27 protein-coding genes are annotated in these 26823 nt (G+C 35.6%); 12 read left to right on the top strand and 15 right to left on the bottom strand.

What is annotated here, in order from left to right:
- Position 1: 1 nt before the first annotated feature.
- The 11 genes from NAT50_RS07740 to NAT50_RS07690 form a co-directional block, all read right to left on the bottom strand.
- A complete protein-coding gene (locus NAT50_RS07740) occupies positions 2-541 on the bottom strand; it encodes a NuoI/complex I 23 kDa subunit family protein (protein ID WP_250592657.1) in 540 nt (179 codons plus the stop codon).
- A gap of 4 nt (positions 542-545) precedes the next feature.
- Complete coding sequence (gene nuoH, locus NAT50_RS07735) at positions 546-1586, bottom strand: NADH-quinone oxidoreductase subunit NuoH (protein WP_250592656.1); 1041 nt, start codon at positions 1584-1586, stop codon at positions 546-548.
- A gap of 3 nt (positions 1587-1589) precedes the next feature.
- Positions 1590-2618: a 2Fe-2S iron-sulfur cluster-binding protein gene (locus tag NAT50_RS07730; protein ID WP_250592654.1), complete on the bottom strand. Its 1029-nt coding sequence runs from the start codon at positions 2616-2618 to the stop codon at positions 1590-1592.
- 7 nt (positions 2619-2625) lie between these two features.
- Positions 2626-3993 (bottom strand): NADH-quinone oxidoreductase subunit NuoF, encoded by a 1368-nt coding sequence (gene nuoF / locus NAT50_RS07725; RefSeq protein WP_250592653.1) that lies wholly within the window; start codon positions 3991-3993, stop codon positions 2626-2628.
- A gap of 4 nt (positions 3994-3997) precedes the next feature.
- A complete protein-coding gene (locus NAT50_RS07720; RefSeq protein WP_250592651.1) occupies positions 3998-4537 on the bottom strand; it encodes an NADH-quinone oxidoreductase subunit NuoE family protein in 540 nt (179 codons plus the stop codon).
- Between the two features lie 5 nt (positions 4538-4542).
- Positions 4543-5778: an NADH-quinone oxidoreductase subunit D gene (locus NAT50_RS07715; protein WP_250592650.1), complete on the bottom strand. Its 1236-nt coding sequence runs from the start codon at positions 5776-5778 to the stop codon at positions 4543-4545.
- 21 nt (positions 5779-5799) lie between these two features.
- Positions 5800-6321, bottom strand: coding sequence for an NADH-quinone oxidoreductase subunit C (locus NAT50_RS07710; RefSeq protein ID WP_250592649.1), 522 nt, complete (start codon positions 6319-6321; stop codon positions 5800-5802).
- 1 nt (position 6322) lies between these two features.
- Positions 6323-6874, bottom strand: coding sequence for an NADH-quinone oxidoreductase subunit B (locus NAT50_RS07705; protein ID WP_250592648.1), 552 nt, complete (start codon positions 6872-6874; stop codon positions 6323-6325).
- Positions 6875-6947: 73 nt separating this feature from the next.
- On the bottom strand, positions 6948-7313 hold the full coding sequence (locus NAT50_RS07700; protein WP_250592647.1) for an NADH-quinone oxidoreductase subunit A: 366 nt from the start codon (positions 7311-7313) through the stop codon (positions 6948-6950).
- A gap of 168 nt (positions 7314-7481) precedes the next feature.
- A complete protein-coding gene (locus tag NAT50_RS07695) occupies positions 7482-9026 on the bottom strand; it encodes an Rne/Rng family ribonuclease (RefSeq protein WP_250592646.1) in 1545 nt (514 codons plus the stop codon).
- 385 nt (positions 9027-9411) lie between these two features.
- Entirely contained in the window at positions 9412-9702 is a 291-nt protein-coding gene (locus tag NAT50_RS07690; protein WP_073308587.1) for an HU family DNA-binding protein, read from the bottom strand.
- Positions 9703-9834: 132 nt separating this feature from the next.
- On the opposite strand from NAT50_RS07690, the gene mutY reads away from it, so the two are divergent.
- From mutY to gldD, 3 genes are read left to right on the top strand one after another with little or no spacing between them, the layout of a single operon-like run.
- Positions 9835-10866, top strand: a complete 1032-nt coding sequence (mutY, locus tag NAT50_RS07685) for an A/G-specific adenine glycosylase (RefSeq protein ID WP_250592645.1) — start codon at positions 9835-9837, stop codon at positions 10864-10866.
- A gap of 39 nt (positions 10867-10905) precedes the next feature.
- Complete coding sequence (locus NAT50_RS07680; RefSeq protein WP_250592644.1) at positions 10906-11328, top strand: single-stranded DNA-binding protein; 423 nt, start codon at positions 10906-10908, stop codon at positions 11326-11328.
- A gap of 9 nt (positions 11329-11337) precedes the next feature.
- Positions 11338-11904: a gliding motility lipoprotein GldD gene (gene gldD / locus NAT50_RS07675; RefSeq protein WP_250592643.1), complete on the top strand. Its 567-nt coding sequence runs from the start codon at positions 11338-11340 to the stop codon at positions 11902-11904.
- Between the two features lie 67 nt (positions 11905-11971).
- Here gldD and NAT50_RS07670 read toward each other — a convergent pair whose 3' ends face one another.
- Positions 11972-12493 carry a cation transporter gene (locus tag NAT50_RS07670; protein WP_250592642.1) on the bottom strand — a complete coding sequence of 174 codons (522 nt, stop codon included), beginning with the start codon at positions 12491-12493 and terminating at the stop codon, positions 11972-11974.
- Between the two features lie 105 nt (positions 12494-12598).
- Here NAT50_RS07670 and NAT50_RS07665 point away from each other — a divergent pair, with 105 nt between their 5' ends.
- Positions 12599-13465: a DMT family transporter gene (locus NAT50_RS07665; protein WP_250592641.1), complete on the top strand. Its 867-nt coding sequence runs from the start codon at positions 12599-12601 to the stop codon at positions 13463-13465.
- 32 nt (positions 13466-13497) lie between these two features.
- On the opposite strand, the gene NAT50_RS07660 is transcribed toward NAT50_RS07665, so the two are convergent.
- The 3 genes from NAT50_RS07660 to NAT50_RS07650 all read right to left on the bottom strand — a co-directional run bounded on the left by NAT50_RS07660 (position 13498) and on the right by NAT50_RS07650 (position 16092).
- Positions 13498-14556, bottom strand: a complete 1059-nt coding sequence (locus NAT50_RS07660) for an NAD(P)/FAD-dependent oxidoreductase (RefSeq protein ID WP_250592640.1) — start codon at positions 14554-14556, stop codon at positions 13498-13500.
- 147 nt (positions 14557-14703) lie between these two features.
- Positions 14704-14943, bottom strand: coding sequence for a NifU family protein (locus NAT50_RS07655; RefSeq protein WP_250592639.1), 240 nt, complete (start codon positions 14941-14943; stop codon positions 14704-14706).
- Positions 14944-14961: 18 nt separating this feature from the next.
- Positions 14962-16092: an Mrp/NBP35 family ATP-binding protein gene (locus NAT50_RS07650; protein ID WP_250592638.1), complete on the bottom strand. Its 1131-nt coding sequence runs from the start codon at positions 16090-16092 to the stop codon at positions 14962-14964.
- A 324-nt stretch (positions 16093-16416) separates the two neighbouring features.
- On the opposite strand from NAT50_RS07650, the gene NAT50_RS07645 reads away from it, so the two are divergent.
- From NAT50_RS07645 to NAT50_RS07610, 8 genes are all read left to right on the top strand, one after another.
- Positions 16417-17913, top strand: coding sequence for a sodium:solute symporter family transporter (locus tag NAT50_RS07645; protein WP_250592637.1), 1497 nt, complete (start codon positions 16417-16419; stop codon positions 17911-17913).
- Positions 17910-19415 (top strand): class I adenylate-forming enzyme family protein, encoded by a 1506-nt coding sequence (locus NAT50_RS07640; protein WP_250592636.1) that lies wholly within the window; start codon positions 17910-17912, stop codon positions 19413-19415. Before NAT50_RS07645 ends, NAT50_RS07640 begins: the two co-directional genes overlap by 4 nt.
- A gap of 65 nt (positions 19416-19480) precedes the next feature.
- Positions 19481-20353: an alpha/beta fold hydrolase gene (locus tag NAT50_RS07635; protein ID WP_250592635.1), complete on the top strand. Its 873-nt coding sequence runs from the start codon at positions 19481-19483 to the stop codon at positions 20351-20353.
- Positions 20354-20359: 6 nt separating this feature from the next.
- A complete protein-coding gene (locus NAT50_RS07630; protein WP_250592634.1) occupies positions 20360-21775 on the top strand; it encodes a hypothetical protein in 1416 nt (471 codons plus the stop codon).
- Between the two features lie 149 nt (positions 21776-21924).
- The gene (locus NAT50_RS07625; RefSeq protein WP_250592633.1) at positions 21925-24384 is read left to right on the top strand and encodes a TonB-dependent receptor; all 2460 of its coding nucleotides are present in this window, start codon (positions 21925-21927) and stop codon (positions 24382-24384) included.
- Between the two features lie 20 nt (positions 24385-24404).
- Positions 24405-25184 carry an alpha/beta fold hydrolase gene (locus NAT50_RS07620; RefSeq protein ID WP_250592632.1) on the top strand — a complete coding sequence of 260 codons (780 nt, stop codon included), beginning with the start codon at positions 24405-24407 and terminating at the stop codon, positions 25182-25184.
- Positions 25177-25947 carry a 3-hydroxybutyrate dehydrogenase gene (locus NAT50_RS07615; protein WP_250592631.1) on the top strand — a complete coding sequence of 257 codons (771 nt, stop codon included), beginning with the start codon at positions 25177-25179 and terminating at the stop codon, positions 25945-25947. Before NAT50_RS07620 ends, NAT50_RS07615 begins: the two co-directional genes overlap by 8 nt.
- Positions 25948-26047: 100 nt before the next feature.
- Entirely contained in the window at positions 26048-26746 is a 699-nt protein-coding gene (locus tag NAT50_RS07610; RefSeq protein ID WP_250592630.1) for a CoA transferase subunit A, read from the top strand.
- Positions 26747-26823 lie beyond the last annotated feature (77 nt).

The raw sequence follows: 26823 nt of genomic DNA, 5'->3' as shown, positions 1-26823 counted from the left end.
GTTAGTTAAGTGATTTAGAATTTTTAATAGCCATTTCTAATGGCATAACTAATTTATCTTTCCCATAGATAAAATCCTCACGATGCGAAGCAGATTTTACAATCACTTTAGATTCGGTTAGGTAAATAGCGTCTTTTGGACAAGCTTCTTCACACAAACCACAAAAAATACAACGCAACATATTAATTTCATAAACCGAAGCATATTTTTCCTCACGGTACAAATGCTCTTCTCCTGGCTTACGCTCAGCAGCTGTCATAGTAATAGCTTCAGCTGGACAAGCTACAGCGCACATTCCACATGCCGTACAGTTTTCGCGACCTTTTTCGTCACGCTTTAACATATGCTGACCACGGTATACGGGACTAAACTCTCTTATTTGTTCTGGATATTTAATCGTTACTTTTCGTTTAAACAAATGCTTAATAGTAATCATTAATCCTTTAAGTATAGCCACAAGGTATATACTCTCCCAGAAGTTCATCTTTTTATTAGAAACTTCTTTTTTTCTTCCTGATAATGAAATGGTATCTAATGACATTTTATTATAAGTATTTATCAGCTATAATAATGATAACTCCTGTTAATACGATATTTGCAATCGCCAATGGAATTAACATTTTCCAACCTAAATTCATTAATTGATCGTATCTGAAACGAGGAATAGTCCATCTTACCCACATGTAGAAAAAGATAAAGAAACAAATCTTTATAAACAAAACTACAATACCTAAGATGTTAGCCATATTGGCTCCCCAATTCTCTGCTACCCAACTCATACCTGGATAATTGTAAGCACCAAAATACAAGATAGCTAAAATAGCTGATGAAATAAACATTGCTGCATATTCACCAAACAAATAGAATCCCATTTTCATTGAAGAATATTCGGTGTGGTGACCTCCAATAAGCTCTGCTTCACATTCTGCTAAATCGAAAGGTGTTCTATTGGTTTCGGCAAAAGAACAAACCAAGAAGATTATAAATCCTAGTGGCTGATAGAAAACATTCCAATTCATACCCTCTTGCTGAGCAGCAATTTCTCTTAAACTCATCGTACCACTCATCATAATCAAGGCTACAATCGATAGACCCATTGCAACTTCATAAGAAATTAACTGAGAAGACGCACGAAGTGCTGCCATTAAGGAATATTTATTGTTAGAAGCCCAACCTCCAATCATGATTCCATAGACTCCTACGGATAAAACAGCAAATACATATAGCATTGCTACATCAATATCGGTAGCTTGAAGAATCACAGTATGTCCTGCAATTTCTAATTTATCGCCCCATGGAAGAACAGCACTAGTCAATAGCGCCATAGTCATGGAGATTGCTGGACCCAAAATAAACAAGAACTTATTTGGGGTATCAGGCATGAACTCTTCTTTAGCGAAAAGTTTCAAACCATCGGCTAAAGGTTGTAAAATTCCTCCTTTACCAGCACGGTTAGGACCAATACGGTCTTGTAACCAAGCCGCTATTTTACGTTCTGCTAAAGTAGAATACATAGCCATTAACATGGTAATAGCAAATATTACTACAATAAAAATTCCTTTTTCTATAATTAAAGCACTGTCCATTTCTTATTGTTTTGAATTTTCAGTGTTCTCTAAAGGAACATTGGTCATACTAATTTTCTTACGATCCTGCTCTCTACCTAGAAGTATTTGAGCTTCGGTATTGATTTCCACTTTTGGTGGATGAACCGCATATTTGTTTCGGTTGATTACCGAATATTTTTCGAATTTACGAGGACCTTCAATAGTCCAGTCGTTCACCTCTTTTTTCTCGAAACGACAAGTATTACAGATAAACTCTTCTACTTCGTGGAATTCATCTTTTCTTCCCGTTACACGTTGAATTTCGTTTCCAAACATCCAAACTGTAGTCTTACCACAACATTTGTCACAATCTCTGTGAGCGTTGTAAGGTTTACTAAACCATACTCTAGACTTGAAGCGGAAAGTTTTGTCAGTCAATGCACCTACCGGACATACATCGATCATATTTCCAGACATTTCGTTATCGATAGCTTTTGAAATACAAGTAGAAATATTTGCATGATCTCCGCGATCCATAACTCCGTGAACACGTTTGTCTGTTAATTGATCCGCAACGGCTACACAACGCTGACATAAAATACAACGGTTCATGTGCAATTGTATGTATGGACCTATATTTTCAGGTTCAAAAGTTCTTTTTTCTTCAATATAACGTGTTTCTGACTTTCCGTGTTCGAAACTTAAGTTTTGTAAATCACATTCTCCAGCTTGGTCACATACAGGACAATCTAGAGGGTGATTGATCAATAAAAATTCTGTTACCGATTTACGAGCTTCTTCAACTCTCGTCGAATTTTTACTATTCACCTCCATACCATCCATCACTCCTGTAACACAAGAAGCTACCAATTTTGGCATTGGAGTAGGATTTGCATCACTACCTTTGGTTACTTCAACCAAACAACAGCGGCATTTTCCTCCTGTTTTTTCCAACTTAGAATAATAACACATGGCAGGAGGCACACTTTCTCCCCCTATCATACGAGCAGCCTGCAGGATGGTTGTTCCTGGTTCTACTTCTATACTTTGTCCGTCTATGGTTACTTTCATTGTAGTATTATACTGTTTGTTTTGTTACTAAGTGTCTTACTTTTTCGAAAGGCTCAGCAACAAAGTGATCTCTATTTTTAATTTTTTCTGGGAAACGAATATGGTATTCAAATTCCTCTCTGAAGTGACGAATAGCAGCAGCTACAGGCCAAGAAGCAGCATCACCTAGAGGACAAATGGTATTTCCTTCTATCTTAGATTGAATACTCCATAATAGTTCAATATCTTCTTCACGACCTTGTCCATTTTCTATTCTCCAAAGGATTTTTTCTAACCATCCTGTTCCTTCACGACAAGGAGTACATTGTCCACAAGATTCATGATGATAGAAACGTGAGAAATTCCAAGTGTTACGAACAATACAAGTCGTATCGTTATATACTATGAATCCACCTGATCCCATAGCTGATCCCGTAGCAAATCCACCGTCTGCCAAAGATTCATAAGTCATTAAACGGTCATCACCATTAGCTGTTTTATAAATCAAATTAACTGGAAGAATAGGCACTGAAGAACCTCCTGGAACCAATGCTTTAAGAGGTCGGTCGTCTATCATTCCTCCTAGATATTCATCTGAATTCATAAATTCTTCAACAGACAAACCTAATTCAATCTCGTATACCCCAGGATTTTTGATGTGTCCTGAAGCAGAAATTAATTTAGTTCCTGTTGAACGACCAATACCAATCTTAGCGTACTCTTCTCCTGAATTCAAAACTATCCAAGGCACAGCAGAAATAGACTCTACGTTGTTAACCACCGTAGGGTTTTGCCATAATCCGCTTACCGCTGGGAAAGGAGGTTTAATACGTGGATTTCCTCTTTTACCTTCTAACGATTCGATAAGAGCAGTCTCTTCACCACAAATGTAAGCACCAGCTCCACAATGTACATGAAGATCTAAATCGTATCCGGTTCCTAAAATATTTTTTCCTAACCAACCCGCAGCATAAGCTTCTTTAATAGCTCTTTCGAGGATTTTGAAAACCCACATATATTCTCCACGGATGTAGATATAAGATAAATTAGCGCCTAATGCATATGAAGATGTGATCATTCCTTCAATCAATAAGTGAGGGATATACTCCATCAAGAAACGGTCTTTGAAAGTTCCCGGTTCTGATTCATCGGCATTACACACTAAATGTCTTGGTCTTCCTGATTTTTTATCGATAAAACTCCATTTCATTCCCACTGGGAAACCCGCACCACCACGACCACGGATTCCTGAAGTTTTTACTTCTTCCGTTATTTCGTCTGGCGTCATTTGTTTTAACGCTTTTTCCACTGAAGCATAACCACCATTTTGGCGATACACTTCGTAGGTTTTAATACCTGGAATATTTATTTTTTCTAATAATATTTTTCTTCCCATAGTATTATTTATCTAATAAAGTTACTTTACCAGTTTTACAATCATCGATAAGCTGGTCAATTTTTTCTTTGGTAAGATTTTCGTGATAGAAATCACCTAATTGTAACATTGGGGCATAACCACAAGCTCCTAAACATTCTACACCTCGTACTTCAAAAAGTCCATCGGACGTAGTTTCTCCAACTTTTACCCCTAGTTTTTCACAAGTATAATCCATTAAATTTTCCACTCCTCTTGTTGCACAACAAGAAGTTTGGCAAAATTCAAACATATATTTACCAACTGGTCTACGATTAAACATCGTATAAAACGAGACCACTTCGTATACTTCTACCGGTAAAATACCTAAAATTTCAGCAACTTTATCTTGTAATTCATAACTCAACCAGTTGTCATGAGCATCTTGTACTTCATGTAATACTGGTATTAAGGCCGATTTACGTTTATCTTCCGGGTAATGACTGATTAATTCGTTAATGCGAGTCATCAACTCAGGAGTGATATTGATTTCTTGCTTTAGGTCTTTGTAATTATGTGTTTCCATACTCATTATGCGTCTAATTCGCCTGCAATCACATTTAAACTTGATAAAGTAGCAATGGCATCCGATAAATTTTGCCCTCGTACTATCTCATTAAATGCTTGATAATATATAAAACATGGTCTTCTGAAATGTAAACGGTATGGGGTACGACTACCATCAGTAATCAAATAGAAGCCCAACTCACCGTTTCCACCTTCTACCGGATGATATACCTCGGTTAAAGGCACTGGAACCTCACCCATTACTATCTTGAAATGATAAATAAGCGATTCCATAGTAGTATAAACATCTTCTTTAGGAGGAAGATAATATTCTGGTACATCTGCATGATAAGATCCTTCAGGCATCTTAGCCAAAGCTTGTTTTATGATGCTGATACTTTCCCAAACTTCTGCATTTCGAACACAGAAACGATCGTAAGTATCTCCTGATTTCCCTACCGGTATATTAAATTCGAAATCTTCATACGATGAATAAGGCTGCGCTACACGGATATCATAATCTATTCCAGCCGCACGAAGGTTAGGACCTGTAAAACCATAACTCATTGCTTTTTCAGCTGAAATCGCCCCTACATTAATGGTTCTGTCCATAAAAATACGGTTACGAACCAAAAGATTTTCAAACTCTTGCCAAACTTCAGGGAATTCTTCAAGGAAAGCATCTAATTTAGTCCAAACTGCTGGTGACCAATCTCTTTCGAAACCACCAATTCTTCCCATATTTGTCGTTAAACGAGCACCACTAATTTCTTCGTAGATCTCGTATATTCTTTCACGGAATTGAAATACATAAAGGAAACCGGTTAAAGCACCAGTATCTACTCCTAAAACTGAATTACAGATAATATGATCAGCAATACGAGCTAATTCCATTACGATAACCCTCATGTACTGCACTCTTTTAGGCACTTCTATACCCAAAGCTTTTTCAACAGTCATCCACCATCCCATGTTGTTAATAGGAGCCGAACAATAGTTCAAACGATCCGTTAACACATTAATTTGGTAGAAAGGACGATTTTCTGCAATTTTTTCAAAAGCTCTGTGGATATACCCAACGGTTCCTTCTCCATCAATGATTCTTTCTCCATCCATTAGAAGGATATTCTGAAAGATACCATGAGTAGCCGGGTGTGTAGGCCCAAGATTTAATATAGTAAGTTCGCTTCCATCTTCGTTTCTTCTTTTTTCGATGATGTTAGCATAACGTTGTTCTGGTGGTAATAATAACTCTGACATGGATGTTGTATTTCAGGTTTATTAGCAATTGTTTTGTGTTCTTCCAAAGAAACGATCGTCTTTATCAGTACGACCTGCATCTTCTAATGGATACTCTCTTCGCATTGGAAATACTTCCATTTCATCCATATTTAAAATACGTTTTAGCTGCGGATGTCCCTTGAAGGTAATTCCATAGAAGTCATACGTTTCACGTTCCTGCCAATTGGCACCTAAGAACAATGAAGTCACAGAATCTATTTCAGGATTGTTTGCAGGAAGAAAACATTTGATACGAATACGTACGCTGTCTAACCAATTATGCATGTGATACACAACAGCAAATTGACGATTAGAATCGTATTCTGGATAGTGAATACCACAAACATCGGTCAAAAAATTAAAACGAAGTGTAGCATCCTCTTTTAAAAATTTCATTACTTCTAAAATAGCATCTGGAGCCACCTCAAAAGTTAATATATCGTGTAATTGAACAAATTCGGAAACTTTCATCCCGAATTGACCAATTAATTTTTCTTGAATAACAGCGTTCTCTAAAGCCATATTACTTAATGTTATAAGAAGCTAACAAATCTTTATACTCGTCTGAACTACGACGACGTACCGATTCGTTTTTAACAATTTCCTGTAGTCGCATAATACCATCTAAAATTTGTTCTGGTCTTGGCGGACATCCAGGCACATAAACGTCAACAGGAATCACCTTGTCAATACCCTGTAAAACAGAATACGAATCAAAAACCCCTCCTGAAGAAGCACAAGCCCCTACAGCAATCACCCATTTCGGTTCAGACATTTGTTCGTATACCTGACGTAAAATTGGCGCCATCTTCTTAGAGATAGTACCCATTACCAACAACATATCGGCCTGACGGGGAGAAAAACTCATACGTTCAGAACCAAAACGAGCCACATCATAATGAGCAGCCATAGTCGCCATAAATTCTATACCACAACAAGAAGTAGCAAACGGCAAAGGCCAAAGCGAATTAGCACGAGCCAAACCTACCACATCACTTAGTTTTGTAGCAAAAAAACCTTCTCCAGCGTATCCTTCTGGAGCGTCTACCGTTTTGTATTTAGAAGTATCACTCATTTGAATTATTTTGAATTTTGAATGCATTCATTACACTAATTGTAATTCTTCATTCATAGGTAAAACAAATTGATTATTCCCACTCCAAACCTTTTTTCTTTATCACGTAGTAAAAACCTACTACCAATAAAGCCATAAAGATTCCCATTTTTGCTAATCCTTCTAATCCCATTTCGCGGAAATTAACCGCCCAAGGGTACATGAAAATTACTTCCACATCAAATAAAACGAAAAGAATAGCTACTAGGAAATATTTTACAGAGAAAGGAACACGTGCATTTCCAACCGATTCTACACCACACTCGAAGTTTTTGTCTTTGTTGGCCGAATGACGCTTAGGACCTAGCAACCCAGAGACAAAGATGGTAATTCCGACGAATCCTACCGCCAAACCAAGCTGCATCAAGATGGGTAAAAAATCTAACTGATTTGTTTGCATAGTTTTGAATAATTTTATCCGAACTACAAAGATAAATGGCTTAAGTTAAATAACAATTATAAAATCGAAATTCATCCCAAAAAAGAACCGTAAAAGCCTTATTTTTATTCGTTCTAAACAACAAACAAAAAAACCGCTAAGATTTCTCCTAGCGGTTTTTGAAATAATTTAATCTTCTATAGAATTACCGTTTTCATCTAAAAACTTGTATTCTAAATAAGTGTAAGCGTCTCTCGGTATAATTTTCACCCATTTTTTATGCTCAAAAAACCATTTTGAGCGTATTGATGGAAAACCTTTGGTAAGGTATGCAGCGATAAAAGGATGTACGTTTAATCGTACTTTTTTATTTTCCTTAATGACACTACCTAATTCGGAAGAGATTTTTTCTACAATGGCTACAGGCGCTTCAATTTCGCCTTTTTCATTGTTAGGATCTTCTTCACTCGTTTTGATATTAACCTCCGGCCTCACTCTTTGACGCGTAATTTGAACTAAGCCAAATTTACTTGGAGGCAATATTTTGTGTTTTGCTTTATCGTCACTCATCTCTTCTTTTAAGAAGTCGTACAATACTTTTCTATTGTCAGGATTTTGCATATCGATAAAATCCACGACAATAATTCCGCCCATATCACGAAGTCTTAATTGTCTAGCAACTTCTGCTGCTGCAATTAAATTCACTTCTAAGGCGGTTTCTTCCTGATTAGAAGCTTTGTTTGAGCGATTTCCACTATTAACATCTATGACATGCATAGCTTCGGTATGTTCAATGATCAGATAAGCACCTTTACTCATTGAAACTGTTTTCCCGAACGACGTTTTTATCTGGCGCTCAATATTGTATTTTTCGAAAAGCGGTACGTCTTTAGAATGATAGAGTTTAACGATTGATTCTTTTCCCGGAGCTATTTGTTGTAAATACTCCTTGGTTTCATTTAACAGCTCTTTGTCATCGGTAATAATTCCACTGAAAGTATCATTAAAAACATCACGCAATATAGATGATGCTCTATTTAACTCTCCTAGAACTTTTGAAGGGTGATGAGCTGTTGGGATTCGCTTGCACATTGCGGTCCATTTGTCCAACAAATTTTGCAAGTCTTTGTCAATTTCTGCAACTTTTTTGCCTTCGGCTACTGTTCGTACAATAACGCCGAATCCTTTTGGTTTGATAGATTGTACTAGACGTTTCAATCGATCTTTTTCTTCTTTAGATTCAATTTTCTGAGAAATAGAAACCCTATCGGAAAAAGGGACTAAAACGATATATCTTCCTGCCAATGAAAGTTCTGAACTAATTCTTGGTCCTTTGGTTGATATTGGCTCTTTAACCACTTGTACTAAAATGGATTGATTCGCACTTAGCACATCGGCAATAGCCCCGTCTTTGTCAATTTCAGGTTCAAAAGGAAAATTTTTAAGGGAGAAATCTTTAAGTTTACCTGCGCTTACAAGTTTGATAAATTTTAACTGAGAAGCTAGATTTGGACCTAAATCGTGGTAATGCAAAAAGGCATCTTTTTCAAAACCTACATTTACAAAAGCCGCATTGAGTCCAGCAACTGGTTTTCTGATTTTGGCAATAAAAATATCACCTACCTGAAAGTTACTTTTTTCTTCTTCTTTGTGTAATTCTATCAGTTTTCCATCTTTTAACAAGGCAAAATCTACAGCTTCAGAACTTGTTCGAATAATTAATTCTTTATTCATGTGTAAATTTTTATCCAAACAATTTGGTTGTGGGTTGCGGGTTCAGATTGTTATACAAGCTAACAACCGCTCACTCTCAGCACTCAACTCATGTAAGGATGGATTAAACATTTTTTACAGGCAATAACCCATAAGGGGAATTCCAAAACAGAATCCTTAACCACAATATTAACAAATAACTGTGATTATTAAGGGTGTTTGTTTTGCAATTTTTAGAAATCCGAGATTTCAAGGAACGATTAAAAAGAAAAAAGTAGTTTAAGAACTACTTTTTCTTTTTGTGACGGTTAGCTCTTGCTCTTTTTTTACGTTTGTGAGTAGCTACCTTATGTCTTTTTCTTTTTTTACCACTTGGCATAACTTTGTAGTTTTATTGATTAGTAAATTATTTTGCTTCGTTATTTGTTTTAACTCCTTCTACGAACACTTTAGCAGGTTTGAATGCCGGGATGTTGTGTGCTGGAATTTTAATTGTAGTATTTTTTGATATATTTCTTCCTGTTTTTTCTGCTCTTGTCTTAACAATAAAACTTCCGAAACCTCTTAAATAAACATTATCACCTGTTTCTAATGAGTTTTTCACCTCATCCATAAAAGATTCAACTGTAGCTTGTACATCTCCTTTTTCTAAGCCTAATTTGTCAGCAATTTTAGCTACGATATCTGCTTTTGTCATTTTATTATATAAATTAAGTTTATCTAATTTTTTTGAGAGTGCAAATATAGAAATAAAAAAAACAATAATTCAATTATAACGAATTAAAATTTAATAACATAAAGATTTATTTTTGCTAACCAATACTTAACCATGAACTTTAGCAAAACATTAATTACGTGGTATTTACAAAATAAACGCGACTTACCATGGCGAAATACCAGCGACGCCTATTACATTTGGCTATCCGAAATTATGCTTCAACAAACGCGTGTTGCGCAAGGTTTGCCGTATTTTTTAGCATTTACCAAAACCTTTCCTACCGTTTTTGATTTAGCCAACGCTGATGAAGAGCAAGTCTTAAAACTTTGGCAAGGTTTAGGTTATTATTCACGTGCTCGAAATCTACATGCAACAGCCAAACAAGTCGCATTCGAGGAAAACGGAAAATTTCCAAATCATTATAAAGCATTACTAAAATTAAAAGGTATAGGCGAATATACCGCTGCAGCTATCGCTTCCTTTTCCTACAATGAAGCCGTACCGGTTGTTGATGGTAATGTATATCGTGTCTTGTCTCGTTATTTCAACATAGAAACCGATATTGCCTCCAGGAAAGCCAAAAAAGAATTTACTCAGTTAGCAACCGAACTCATCGATGTAGAGCAACCGGCCTTATTCAATCAGGCCATAATGGAATTTGGAGCATTACAATGTGTTCCTAAAAGCCCAGACTGTGCAAATTGCCCTTTAAATAACAGTTGCTTGGCATTTGGTATGAAAAAAGTAGACCAACTTCCTGTAAAACTTAAAAAAACAACCATTAAAAACCGCTACCTTAATTATCTGTTAATCCTTGACAGCGAAAACAAAAGCATTGCCAACAAAAGAACTTCAAAAGGAATTTGGCAGAATTTATATGAATTACCTTTAATTGAAACAACGCAAAGCGAAAACGATTCTGTGATTATTTCTAAAATTAAAGATGAATTTCCTGAGACAGAATCGATAACCTTACTGGATTCAGAAAACAGAATACATAAACTATCCCATCAGCATCTTCATATTCGTTTTTGGAAACTAGAACTAAACAAGGTGTTTGAAGTTGGTTTTACGTATTCTGAACTGATGCAACTCCCTTTTCCTATTGTTTTGCATAATTTCTTGGAAAACAATGCCTATTAATATTTTTGTGTATATTTGATGCTACTTAAAATATAAGCCATGAACGGAACATTGAACAAAGTAATACTTATTGGTCATTTGGGTGACGAAGTAAAAATGCACTATTTTGAAGGCGGCAACTGTATTGGTCGTTTCCCTCTTGCCACAAACGACGTATACATTAACAAAACAACCGGCGAAAAAATAAACTCGACCGAATGGCATAATGTGGTAGTAAGAAATAAAGCAGCCGAAATTTGTGAAAAATATTTATCTAAAGGAGATAAAATTTATGTTGAAGGCCGAATTAAATCACGTCAATGGCAAGCAGAAGATGGCAGTACAAAATATACAACAGAAATTCAGGTTACTGAATTTACTTTTTTAACTACTAAAAAAGACCCGGAAGGCATAAAAAATACTCCAGAAACACCAAAAAGCACTAATTTTGACAACCCAATTGAAAACGATTTACCTTTTTAATTTCAAAAAATGTCAAAAAAAATTTTAAGTCTTTGTTTTATTATAGCGCTAACTGCTAGTGTTATTGGCTGTAAAAAAGATGTATTACCAAAACCTAAAGCCTATTTAAGTTTAAATTATCCTGAACCTAAATACCTTACATTCGATAAGAATTGCGGTTATACTTTTGACTATAATACCGTTGGAAAAGTTATAGATCAGGGAAACTGTAATTTTCATATTGAATATCCAAAACTGAAGGCAACCGTATATTTAACCTACAAACCAGTTCAAAATAATATTGATAAATTATTGCGTGACGCACAAAAACTAACGTACGAGCACGTAATTAAGGCTGATGGTATTGTAGAACAACCTTACGTGAACAAAGAGCAAAAAACTTATGGTATGTTTTATGAGGTAGGTGGAAATGCTGCATCACAATCACAATTTTATTTAACTGACAGCACAAAACACTTCTTAGTTGGATCTGTTTACTTTTATGCTAAACCAAATTTTGATTCTGTTTTACCTGCGGCACATTATATCAAGAATGATTTAAGGATGCTCATGGAGTCATTGAAGTGGAAAAAATAAACCATAAAAAAAGAGGGGATTTCTATTTGTTAAAATCCCCTCTTTTTATCATGTTCTAATAGAAAAATTAGATAGTCGCTGGTTTTTCTTCTTTAGAAGAACAAGATTTTTTAGCTGCACAACAACCGGCTTTCTTTTCTCCAGTTTTAGCATTAGCCTCAGCTGCTTTTTTAGCCTTTTTACCTTCCTTTTTCGGATCATTGTAATTCATAGCTTTATCCGCGCTATTCTTTACATTTGAAACTTTATAAGTCTTACCATCCGCAACAGCCTCTACTGTTTCTACTAATTTCTCAGGAGTTTGAACCTCAGCATCGTATTCCACTGTAGCTGTTTTGGTTTCGAAATCTACAGTAGCTTTTTGAACACCTTCTAAACCTGACAATTTGTTTTCTATTACTTTAGCACAACCCATAGCACAAGTCATTCCTTCTATAGAAAAGGTAGTTTTTTCGGCCTTAGCAACAGCTTTAGTAGTTTCCGATTTTACTTCCGAAGATGCAGCCGCCTCGGTATTCTCATTTTTGCAAGACACAAGGTTAACCCCTACGAATAGTAATGCTACTAAAGATAATTTGATATTTTTCATTGAATCTGAGTTTTAAACAGTTAAAAGAATTTTATACAAAATTATTCAAAAACCATATTGTATTACATAAAAATAACAGAATTTTGGGAAATAAAACAACATAACATGTTTACCAAAAACAACAAATGGTTTTTATTAGTCTTGCTTTCCTTGGTTTGGGGCAGTTCTTTCATATTAATCAAAAGAGGGTTGGTGGGTCTAAACCCTTTTCAATTGGGAGCATTACGCTTAATATTCGCTTGTTTTTTTCTGTTACCCATAGGCTTTAAATCGCTTACTCAAATTCCATCTTACAAATGGAAATACGTCGCTTTGACATCGATTTTCGGGAACGGTCTCCCGGTTTTTCTTTTTGCCTTTGCTCAAACTGGACTTAAAAGTTCTATCAGTGGAATTCTGAATTCACTTACTCCTCTGTATACTTTATTAATAGGTGCTTTAGCTTTTGGATTAACCTTTATGAGAAACCAAGTTTTTGGAGTTATTTTGGGATTATTAGGTTGTAGTCTGTTAGTTTTTTACGGCAAAAGCACTTCGGGTGAAACCAATTATTTTTTCGCTTTCCTAGTAGTCATCGCCACCATTTGTTATGCTTTGAATGTTAATTTAATCAAGAAATATCTTTCAGATATGAGTCCGTTAGCGATTACGACCGGAAATTTTTTAACATTACTAATACCCGCACTAATCATTCTATTTTCGAATGGTTATGCCGAAGTCATGACCCAACCAGAAGTTATTCATTCGACTTTGTTTATCATCATTCTTGGAATGATCGGCACCGGAATTGCGAATATTTTATATTACCAACTCATACAGATTACCTCTCCGTTATTTGCTTCTTCGGTTACTTATTTTATTCCGTTGGTAGCGATGAGCTGGGGATTATTGGATGGTGAAAGGTTGAATTTCATGCAGTTTATAGGTGCAGGAATCATTCTAGGAGGAGTGTATTTGGCAAGTAAAAAATAAGGACACTTTTTTAGTGCCCTTATTTTTTTGTTTTATTCAATTGATTTTACAACTGCTTTTTCAGCTTCCTTACGGGTACCATCGAATCCATCAACACCAGAAACGGTCGTATATTTTAACACATACTTTTTACCCGGGTTTAACTTATTGAAAACGCTTTGACACATTAAAGTTGCTTCATGGAAACCACATAAAATCAACTTCAATTTACCAGGATAAGTATTAACATCGCCAATAGCATAAATCCCTTCAATATTCGTTTGATAATCTAAGGCATTATTCACTTTAATGGCATTTTTTTCGATTTCTAATCCCCAATTGGCAATTGGTCCCAACTTAGGAGTCAAACCAAATAAAGGAATAAAATAGTCACAAACCACATTCATTTGATCTTCCCCTACCTGAATATCTACCGATTCGATTCTTTCGGCTCCTTGGAAACCTATCACTTCTCCTGGTGTGATTAGTTTAATTTTTCCTTGTGCCTTTAGTTCTTGTACTTTTTCAACCGAGTCTAAAGCTCCACGGAACTCATTACGTCGGTGAACCAAGGTAACTTCTGAAGCCACATTAGACAAAAAGATAGACCAATCTAAAGCGGAGTCACCTCCTCCAGAAATCACAATTTTTTTATTGCGAAACTTTTCAGGATCTTTCACAAAATATTCAACTCCTCTATCATTTTGCTCATAAAACTCTAAATCTTTTAAAACCGGTTTTCTAGGTTCAAAAATTCCCAATCCACCCGCAATAGCGACTGCTTTTGCATGATGTTCCGTTCCTTTGTTGGTAGTTACTATAAAAGTACCATCTTCTAATTTTTGAATTTTTTCAGCTACCTCGTTCAACGTAAAACCGGGTTGGAACTGTTTGATTTGTTCCATAAGATTGTTAACCAAATCTCCGGCTAAAACCGATGGAAATCCAGGAATATCGAAGATCGGTTTTTTGGGATATAATTCGGTTAACTGACCACCTGGTTGCGGTAGACCATCAATGATATGGCATTTTAATTTTAAGAGTCCGGCTTCAAAAACAGCAAAAAGTCCAGTAGGACCTGCTCCAATTATAAGTATATCTGTTTCGATCATGGTATTTTGTTTTAAGTTCAGGTTTCAGAAACGCAAAGTTCTGCAAACCCAAACTATTTACTTATGATTTTTGTCACATTACAGAAAATGTGTTTCACCCATGGGAAAAACACATTTTTATGATAATTATTCTAAAAGCAATAAAAGCTAGGCGATATTCTCTACCGTTTCAATTTGAGGCGCATATTTCTTAATCGTAGTCTCCACACCTGCTTTAAGAGTGCTAATGCTTAAACTACAACTAGTACAAGCTCCTTCCAAACGCACTTTTACGTGTTTTTGGTCTTCAATGGAAATCAAGGTAATATCACCACCATCTGAATTTAAAAACGGCCTAATTTCTTCTAATGCCTTTAGTATGTTTTGTTCTAATTCTTGGTTTGTCATCTTTTTCAGATTGGAAAATTATTTTTTAACCGCAGAACAACCTGCCATTGTTGTTATTTTGATAGCTTCAGTTGCCGGTAAATTTTCGTTTCGATTTACCACCTCTTGCACCACGTTACGCGAAATTCCCTCGAAAATACCCTCTAAAGGAGAACCTGTTTGTAAAGCGGCTGGTCTACCGTAATCACCTGCTTCACGAATACTTTGTACCAAAGGCACTTCGCCAAGGAAAGGCACTTGTAGGTCTTCGGCTAAATTCTTCGCTCCTTCTTTTCCAAAGATATAATATTTATTGTTTGGCAATTCTTCTGGTGTAAAATAAGCCATATTTTCAATAATTCCTAGAACGGGAACATTGATACTATCGGACATAAACATTGCTACTCCTTTTTTAGCATCGGCTAACGCTACGGCCTGTGGAGTACTCACCACTACAGCTCCGGTAATAGGTAACGATTGCATGATTGACAAATGAATATCTCCGGTCCCTGGTGGTAAATCAATCAACAAAAAGTCTAATTCTCCCCATGCAGCATCAAAAATCATTTGATTTAGTGCTTTTGCAGCCATAGGACCTCTCCAGATCACGGCTTGGCTGGGAGCCGTAAAAAATCCGATTGACAGTAACTTAATTTCGAAACTTTCAATAGGTTTCATCTTGGATTTTCCGTCTACCTCGATAGAAATAGGCTTTTCAGATTCTACATCGAACATGATTGGCATAGAGGGACCATAAATATCGGCATCCAAAACCCCTACTTTGAACCCCATCTTAGCTAAAGTTACTGCTAAATTTGCTGTAACTGTAGACTTCCCAACGCCTCCCTTACCTGAAGCTACGGCAATAATATTACTAATTCCGGGAATGGCTTTCCCTTTAATCTCATTAGATTTTTCAGGAACTTCTACCTTAGCATTTACTTTAACCTTAATCTCTTTAGAAAATGTATCCTGAATTAATTTTCGGATATCGTCTTCCGCACGTTTTTTTATGTGCATTGCCGGAGTTGTTAACACTAAATCAACCACCACTTCATCACCAAAAGTAATCACATTTTGAACTGCCCCACTTTCGACCATATTCTTTCCTTCTCCAGCTATAGAAATCGTTTCTAAAGCTTTCAGGATTTCTTTTCTATCTAATTTCATTGCTTGAGTATAAATTTGAAATTTAAAAAAGTATACAACTGGTTTACTTTTATTTAAACTGAATTTAGATTACAAAGATATAAAGGTTTTGAGTTAGTTCATCAAAACATCTTAGAATATTATCTTAGAATTTTTGAGGACATAAACCCTATAGAAAAAACTTAAGATTGCTTTTTAAAGTCACACGGTTCAAAATATCAAGTTTTTCGATATAATTTTCTAATTAATCGACATTAAACAACAAAAGTCACATTAAAATTAGTTAACTTACAGAATTCAACAATACGGTTATTTTGTTTTTTTGCGACAAACAAATACAAACTCATGAAAAATTCCGAAAATTGGACCCTTTATATGATTAGCATATTGGTATTGTATGCTCTTGTTATTTTATTCTTCGTAATCCGAGGAGCATTAACTACAAAAAACATGAAAGATTATGCTTTGGGCAACATTAATTTCCCGGCATGGTTTATTGGTCTTTCCTTAGCTGCCTCTATGACTAGTGCAGCTACATTTATCATTAACCCTGGATTTATTGCCTTGTACGGATTTTCGGGCATCATTTCTTTTGCCATAGTAATGCCTATTGCTTCCTTTGTTTCCTTAGTAGTATTTACCAAGGGATTTGCAAAATACGGAAGTGCCGTACAAGCAACCACCATGGCACAATGGATGGGTAATCGTTTTAACAGTAAAAGTTATTCGTTGTTTTTCGCTTTTGTAGCCTTATTGCATATTACTTTCATCGTATTAATTAATGTAGGTTTAACTCAAATTATATCTAAAGCCATTGGAGTTGAGCCCTATTATGTTTTAATGGGCATTGTGGTATTTGTTTTTGGATACATGATGTTTGGTGGGGCTAATTCGATGGTGTATACTAATACTATTCAGGCAGTATTGAAATTTATAGTTGCCGTAGTTCTCATTGGTTCGGGTTACGACTATTTCTCAGATGGGATGAGTGGTTTTATTACCAAGCTCAACACTATAGACCCTGCGTTGACCAAACCTACTAACGAAAGTAGTTACTTATTTCGTGACTATTACGAAATTATTCTTTCTCAAATAATTATTGGAGTAGCCATTGTTTGTCAACCTCACATTATCACAAAATCGCTTTTATTAAAAGACCAAAGAAAGATTAACATCTTCTTGATTAGCGCTATCGCCTTCCTGATTGTATATTTTTCGGTAGTCTTAGTTGGTTTTTATGCCCGTATCAGTATTCCAGACTTAACTTATAAAGGAAATCCTCTTAAAATGGATGAAATTATCCCTACTTATGTGGTTACGCATTTCTCAGTAGGGATGAGTATGTTAGTTGTTGTTGGTTTGATTTCAGCTGGATTGGCAGCATTAGAGAGTTTAATTCAGACTATTTCTTCAACGATTACCTCTGATTTAATTGCACCGCTAACAGGAAAAGAATCGTTAAAAAACTCTGTGATACTCAACCGCATGGTAATTATAGCTATGGCTGTAATTAGTTTTTATTTAAGTTGGAATCAAATCAGTAATCCCAAACTAAGTGTTGCGATATTTGCCCAAAATGGAGTTTATGGCTATTTTGCTGCAGCCTTTGTCCCAGTTCTTTTCGGTACCTTCATTAAAAATGTTCGTGTAAAAACTGTTTTTATTGCTAGTGTTGTAGCCTTACTAACCCACTTTTCTGTAACTTTTTTCGAACTTACTCCTTACATGCAAGGTCCTGTTAAAAATCCAGGTATTTCTGCTTCAATAGCGATTGTAACATCAGTACTAGTTGCTATTATTTTGCATAAATTTGATGCAGCCTCAAAAACTCTACAGGAATGAACACATTAGATTGGATAGCCAAATGGGCAGATTATACTCCAGATAAGGTAGCCGTGACTTCTTATGATACTCACGAACAATATACCTATGAGGCTATTCATCATTATGCCAATCATCTTATCAATAAACTGATTGCTCTAAACATACAAGAAGGGGATCGTGTTGCTATCTTAGCAGAACACGGTCCTTATTATTTAGTTCTTTTTTCTGCATGTCAACGTATGGGCGTTATCTTAACACCGTTGAATTATCGCCTTTCTAATGCTGAAATAAATGATTTGATTACCGATTGCCAACCTTCTTTATTGATTTACAGCAAGTCACAACAACATAAGATTGAGGCCGATACTATTAATATTCCGCAATTTTCAGTAAACAAACTGAAAACATTGTATAAAATTGATACGCCTGCCAAATGTAACCTTCAAAAAGAAATCAAGGAAAATAATCCTTTGTTTCTTTTTTACACGTCGGGTACCACAGGAACTCCAAAAGGTGTTTTATATACCAACAAAATGTTGTTTTGGAATAGTTTGAATACCTCCATGCAATTAGGAATCACATTCAAAGATTCAACCATCAACACGTTACCGCCGTATCACACTTCGGGCTGGAATATTTTTGTGACTCCTCTTTTACACAAAGGAGCCCACATTGGCATGTTAGAGAAGTTTGATCCCGATAAAGTCTTATGCCTTTTGGAATTAAACAAAACTACGTTGTTCATGGCTTTACCAACCATGCTACTCATGATGCAAAGGTCTCCAATCTTTAGTGAAGTAAAATTAGAACATCTGAAATACATTATTTCAGGCGGAGAAATGGTAAACTACGAACTAGTTTCCTATTGGAAGAACGAAAAAAACATCGATATCAGACCCGGTTATGGTCTTACCGAAGCAGGACCAAGCATTACTTCCCTGCATCATACGATGACATTATTAAAACCGAACTCTATCGGTAAACCTAATTTTTATCTTTCCATCAAAATTATAGATGACTCCGGAAAAGAGGTAGGCATCGATGAAGTAGGAGAATTATGTATTCAAGGAGATATTATTACCCCAGGATATTGGAACAATTCAGTTGCTACGCGTGACAAAATTAAAAACGGATGGTTACATACCGGCGATCTAGCTTGTTATGACAACGAAGGCTATCTTTATCTCAAAGGAAGAAAAGATGACATGTATATTTCTGGGGGTGAAAACATTTACCCACAAGAGGTAGAACTCTGCATCGAAAAAATCGAAGGCATAAAAAAAGCTTTGGTACTTCCTGTAAAAGATGAAAAATGGGGATCGTGCGGAATTGCTTTTGTAACCAAATCGAATCCTGATCTAACAGAAGAGAATATCAGACAATCTTTAAAAGGCAATTTAGCCGATTACAAACATCCTAAATACATTTTTATACTTGACGAAATCCCTTTAACCAGTTTAGGCAAAGTATCCCGTAAAAAACTTTACGAATATTACACCTCCTTAATTTCTAAATCATGACAAAAATTTATTTTTTTATCTGTTTTCTATTGACCACTATTACTTTTTCACAAAATACAAAATCCATGAAGAACAGCACTTCAGAGTACGCTTTCCCCACCCATTATACCAACATAGACAATTTAGAAATTGCTTATGTTAAAGAAGGCAAGGGAAAACAAACGCTGTTATTCATTCACGGCTTGAGCAGTAATGCCGATGCTTGGTATCGAAATATTGAAACACTCAAAGAAAACTATACTTGTGTGGCTCTCGATCTACCCGGATTTGGAAAATCTACTAAAGTAGCTCCAGCTTATACTCCTAGTTTTTTCGCAGAAATAGCTTATAAACTAACCCAACAATTAAAATTAAAAAATATAACGGTTGTAGGACATTCTATGGGAGGGCAAACAGCAGTAAAACTGGCTTTAAATTACCCTAAAAAAATTCAGAGTTTAATTTTAGTAGCTCCAGCCGGTATAGAATCATTTACGGCAACAGAAAGTCAGATCATGAAAAATGCAGTTACAGTAGACGCAGTAGCCAAAACCACCGATGAACAAATCGTCAGAAACTATCAACTCAACTTCTTCAAATTACCCGAAGAAGCAGAAAAAATGATTACTGATCGTAAAAACATCAAAGAAACTACTGATTTTCAAGAGCATTGCAACGCCATAGTAAAAAGTATCGCAGGAATGTTAGACGATCCTACTCAGCATCAATTGAATAGAATTACCCATAAAACGCTAATTATTTTTGGAGAAAACGACTACCTGATTCCTAATCGTTACTTGCATCCAACTCTAACCGTCACTACCGTGGGACAAACCGCAAAAGAAAACATAAAAAACAGTACATTGCATTTTATTCCGCAAAGTGGTCATTTTGTTCAATTTGAAAAACCGACAGAAACAAACCAAATCATTAGCAATTGGCTAAAGGCTAAACCCTAACCAAAAATGAAAGTTAGACTTAAAAAATTCACAGAGCTCAGTAAAAGTATTTTGCCTCATGAAGCAAGATACTTAGCCTCGGTGTGTAATTTTCAAGATACCGAAAAACGTGAAATTTTTAATCTTTTGGTCGAAAATGCCTTATCCGAAAACACTTTTACCCCTTTCGATGAGAAAATCGACAAAAGAAAATACAACTACATAAAAAATTGGGTCGAAAAAAAGTTATCCCAAATTGATGTCGATCTGATCACGGAATGGATTATGCTCTACAAGAAAAAAATCTTAACGGATACCATTTCTGCCGAAGAGGAACAACATTTCTTACATCACATTGAAAACTATAAAAATCTGGACTACAATTTTCAGAATTTATACGAATTGGCTCGGGAATACCGAGCCTATCTGCTAATTAGAATGCGGTACAAGGATCATCAAATTATTGCTGATTTTCTGAACCAGTATTCCAATCATTACCAAAAAGCAAAGAAAATACAAGACAAGCTCTATCTGGCCACAGGAGAAATTACCAATCAGTATACCCTAAACAATAACGAAACCAAATATTGGGAAAAATGGTTGTATAAAGTTTTCAGTACGGCTACTATAGATGGTAGAAATCGCTATCAGGCCTTTGTACTGTTGGCTTTTATGTATACCAATTATAACAATAGCAACAATTTAAAGAAATTATTCGATCATATCGACTCTTTTTTCAGTCAGGGAGAAATGTATTCCCGCAGATTATTATCGAATTATTATGCCAATAGGGTTTTATTGCACAGCAAAGAAAACGAACTCGCCAAAGCTGAATATTTCGGTTTCCTCTCTATCCGACAAAACAACGATGATACATTAATGTATGTGAACAATCTCATCGCTATTTTGCTAAAGAACAATAAACCCCAAAAAGCATTAGAATTATTAGAGCGTTTTAGAACTCTTTCCGAAACGACACACAATTACCATCAAAAAATCAGTTATACCTCTTACCACATACGATTATTAACGGAATTTAATCAATGGACGCAAGCCGAGACCATGGCGCGCCAATTTCTAAAAAAATACGAAGACGAGATTTTAAAATACCGTTGGCATCACTTTTTCACCTCTTTCTTTAACGTATTGATTTACAAAGAAAAATATGAAGATGTTTTAGAACTCTTCCAAAAATACAAACTAAAAGAAAGAGAAATAGACCACAGCAAAAAAAGCAATTACGTGCCTAACATTGCTTGGAGTGTTTCGTTGTCTAAATACATGGAAGGCAAGATAAATTCTGCCAAATTACTACAAGAAATCAAAGAACCCATAAAAGGAATTGTTCTTACGGAAAGCAGGAGAAATCTGATGATTCAGGTAATTGACCATCTTTCGAAAAACCTTCCAGAAGCTTTTTCAAAATTAAAGTCACACCTGTAGTATTATTAGATAAAAGGCTTTAAAATTAAACATTCTATATTTTTAAGATACTTTAATTGATAAAAGTCACACTTAAAAAAGTTAACCATAACTTAACCTACTTACCCAATTCCTCATAGCTTGCACCCAAAACAAAAACATTTATTCACATGAAAAAAATTCTTTACTTTTTCATTTTACTATTTGTTCAGCTGATGAATGCTCAGGACAATGGTTCAATAACCGGGAGAATCTCCGACGAAAACGGCTCCTCATTACCTGGAGCTTCCGTTCAAATTGATGAACTAAAAAAATCAACCTCTACAGATTATGAAGGTAAATTTCTAATGACAAATATCCCTGTTGGAAATTATACCTTAACCGTAACCTTTGTAGGTTATGGAAGCAGTATTCAAACTGTTAAAGTTGAAAGCGGAAAATCTACAACAGTAGAAATCAGCTTAAAATCTTCTGTAAACGAATTAGATGAAATCACAGTTTCAGCCAACAAAAAAGCACAAAAAATAACCGATGTACCGGCTACAATCAACATTATTAAAGCTAAAGACATCGAACAATTTTCAAGCTTTAACTTAGGAGAATTGGCTGCAAGACAAAAAGGAGTTGATTTCGTAAGAGCTGGAGTTCTAGGAACAGGAATCAACATCCGTGGATTCAACTCAGCTTTCAACTCTAAAAACCTTCAAATGACCGACGACCGTATTTCAACTTTGGTGGCTACCGGACTTCCTTTAGGTACTATGGAAACGGTAATCAAAGACGATACTGAGCGTGTAGAAATACTTCTTGGGCCAAACGGGACATTATACGGTCCTAATGCACACAATGGATTGGTAAACTCTATTACTAAAAGTCCATTCAAACACCAAGGAACTACATTGGCTTTAGGAGGCGGAACTCAAAATGTGTTCACTACTCGTCTACGTCATGCGCAAGCAGTTAGCGATAAATTTGCTTATAAATTCCACTTCGAAAGATCACAAGGTACAGAATTCAAATATACAGATACGGTATATGTAGGAAATACAGGATACAAAGAATTAGAATTAGACCGCGATTTTGATACTCAAAAATACGGAGCAGGTTTACATTATAAAGTTGCAGACAATTCAGAATTAATTGGATACTACGGTCACAGCAACAATAACAATATTGGTGTTACTAGTGCAGGTAGAAATCAAATTAAAGATTGGACTATTGATGTAGCACAATTAAAATACGTTTCACCAAGAGTATTTTTAAATACGTATTATACTTGGAGTAAAACAGACGATACTTATGCTATGAACCAAAGAACACAAAACTATGTTTCTTTCAAAAATGCAGGATTCTCAGAAGAGGAATCATTAAGAAGATCTTACTATGAGCAATGGTTCGCACCAGCAGGTATCGCTTTAAAAAGAGGGGCTGTTTTCAAAGATGCTTCAAACCGTTTCAATGCAGAAGGTCAATACAACAACAACTGGAAAAACTTTTTTCTTACTGCAGGAGTACAATATCAGTTAGATATGGCTGATTCTAAAGGAACTTACCTTTTAGATGATGGAGGAATTGATATCGCACAAACTGGTGTTTATTCACAATTCGAATACAAATTACCAGAATCTGGATGGAATTTCTTAGCGGCATTACGTGTAGACAATCATGATTTCTATGGTTCTAATGTTCTTCCTAAAGCAGCGATTACCAAAAAATTTGACAAAGGAACTTTCCGTTTAACTTACGGTAAAGGTATGGCAGTACCGTCTATCTTAAACATGAAAGCTAACATGTTTGGTGGTTTAGTATTAGGAAATGCTGAAGGATTTACTTTATCTGATGGAAGCAAAGTAGCACGATTAGATGTAGAATCTATTCATTCTTATGAAGTAGGATACAAAGGGCAATTAGCAAAAAGTTTATTCATTGATGCTAATGCTTACTACAACCAATCAGACAAATTCATTAGTCCATTAATCAATATTGCAACTGGAGGAAGAACAGTTACTCATGTAGGAAACAAACCTATCGGTGATGTAGTTCCGGGATCTAACGGTGCATATGTATTGACTTATTCAAACTTTGGTAAAGTAGATACTTACGGATTTGATTTAGGCTTCAACTACTATTTCAACGATGCTTTCCGTGCTGCTCTTAACTACTCTTATTTTGGAAGAGATTTAGATAAAAATGACTTAGGAAATGATGGTGACAAAAATGGTGTTGTAACAGAAACTGACTTACCAATTAACACACCAACGCACAAAATGAGTTTAGGTCTTCACTACAACAAAGGCAAATTCTATGGAGCTATCTACGGAAGATATGTACAAAAATATGACTTCTTCTCAGGAATCAATATTGCTGCTAAAACACAAGATTTAAATGGTGATGGAGTAAATGATGTAGTAGAAAATGCTAAAAACGGAAGAACTTGGAATTATGGTCAGTTAGGCGGATTCACAATCGATGCTAATGCAGGATATAACTTCACTGAACGTTTATCGTTAGGTGTAAGCGCTACTAACTTATTGAATGCTGAAATTAGAGAATTCGTAGCTTCACCAGCTATCAAAACATTGGTAAATGTTGAAATGAAATATACTATCGATTTCTTTCAAAAAAAATAATACAAATCAAAATTTAAGTAATGACTAAGATGTTACTGAAAACCGTTGCACTAGATTATGAAGATATCGGCCAAGGAGAAACTTTGGTATTACTTCACGGTTTAGGATCAACAAAAAGAGATTGGGACTTTCAAGTCCCAGTCTTTTCTACTAATTACCGATTGATTATTCCTGATTTTAGAGGTCATGGTCAATCTGGCCATAACGAAGACTTTGGGGTTGAATTCCTCACAGAAGACGTATATCAATTACTACAGGACTTAAACATCAATAAAGCAACTTTTATTGGCTTTTCTATGGGAGGCGCTGTAGCTTTTCAGATGGCTATTTCACATCCAGAATTGGTTGACAAACTAGTAATCGTTAATAGTGGACCGGATTTTAACAATATGGGAAAAACCGGAGAAGATCTTTTAAAAAACAGAACGGAATATTTAAAAACTAAAGGATTAAAAGAATTAGCCAAAGAGATTTCTTTTAACATGTTTCCCGAAGCACATCAGGAAAAATTAAAAATAGAATTTGAAGAACGTTGTGCAAAAAACGATCCTAACCTTTATTATAATACTTTTGTGACCCTAATGAATTGGGGATTAGGAGACAAACTGCAAACCATTGCTCACCCTACATTAGTTGTTGGATCCGACATGGATTATATGCCGATTTCATACAAACAAGAATACACTTCGCGTATGCAAAATGCAAGTTTAGCAGTCATCAACAATTCTAGACATGGTGTAGTAATGGATCAATACGAGGCTTTCAATCAAGCCGTTTTAAAGTTTTTAAAAGATGAATAAGACAGTTCTTATTACAGGAAGTACTAGCGGAATTGGTTTAGGTATTGCTGAAGCTTTTGCTAAAAATGGGTATCAGGTAATGTTTCATGGTCTTGAAAGCAATGGCCTTGAAATCGCAAAAGCTATAGGCGCAAAATACAATGTAAAAACCGATTATTCCAATGCTAATCTCCTAGATTCTGATTCTATAAAAAGGTTAATAGAAGACAGTATTTCTAAGTTAGGTTCATTAGATGTGTTAATCAACAATGCTGGAATACAACACGTAGCTCCTATTGAAGATTTTCCAGAGGAAATGTACGAAAAGATTATTGCTATCAACATGAACTCTGTGTTTTATACCTCGAAAGCTGCTTGGAAACACATGAAGGCTAAAAAATTTGGCCGAATTATCAATGTTTCTTCCGTTCATGGTATCAGAGCCTCAGAATTCAAATCGGCATATGTTACAGCAAAACACGGAGTAGTAGGTATGACAAAAGTAATGGCACTAGAAGGAGCTCCGTATAACATCACTTGTAATGCAATTTGCCCAGGTTATGTAAAAACCCCTCTTGTAGAAAATCAGATTAAAGATCAAGCAAAAGCACATCAGCTTTCAGAGAGTGAAGTCATTGAAAAAATTATGCTTAAAAAACAAGCGGTAAAACAATTCATCTCTGTTGAATCTATTGCTTCAATGGCCTTACTACTGGCAGCAGACCATGCAACAACAATCACAGGAACCACTTTCACTTTAGATGGAGGTTGGAGTGCTCAATAAAATAGTTTGGTTGGTTATTTTTTGAGTTTATAAATTCCGTCAAAAGCAATTTTGACGGTTTTTTTTAAACTATTCGAAAATTAAAAAACAGATTTTAGCGATGATAAATAAAAAAATAGACAATGTACAAGATGCTCTTCAGGGCATAGAAAATGGCATGACCCTAATGCTAGGCGGATTTGGATTATGCGGAATTCCAGAGAACAGTATTGCGGAATTGGTTAAAAAAGGGGTAACAAATTTAACCTGTATCTCTAACAATGCTGGAGTAGACGATTTTGGCTTAGGATTGCTACTGCAAAAACGTCAAATCAAGAAAATGATTTCATCCTATGTAGGCGAAAACGCAGAGTTTGAACGCCAAATGCTTTCCGGAGAGTTAGAAGTAGAATTAACTCCACAAGGAACCTTAGCTGAAAAATGCCGTGCCGCACAAGCGGGAATTCCTGCCTTTTTTACCCCTGCCGGTTATGGAACCGAAGTAGCCGAAGGGAAGGAAGTACGTGAATTTAACGGAAAAATGCACGTTTTAGAACATGCTTACAAGGCTGATTTTGCCATCGTAAAAGCTTGGAAAGGCGACGAAGCCGGAAACCTAATCTTTAAAGGAACGGCTCGAAACTTCAACGCACCAATGGCCGGAGCAGCTAAAATCACTATCGCCGAGGTAGAAGAATTAGTGCCTGTAGGAACCTTAGATCCTAATGAAATTCATATCCCGGGAATTATGGTCAACCGAATTTTCCAAGGAGAGAAGTTTGAAAAAAGAATTGAGCAACGTACAGTAAGACAAAAATAATTTGACAATTCTTTAATTTGAAGATGAGAAACGATAAAGAAAATTTAATTGTAAAATTAACATTTGATTTTGCATTA

The organism is Flavobacterium luminosum (assembly GCF_023635005.1).
In the GTDB taxonomy this organism is placed as follows: domain Bacteria; phylum Bacteroidota; class Bacteroidia; order Flavobacteriales; family Flavobacteriaceae; genus Flavobacterium; species Flavobacterium luminosum.
The sequence above is the reverse complement of the archived record's forward strand: the minus strand, read 5'-3'. Positions and strand labels throughout refer to the sequence as shown.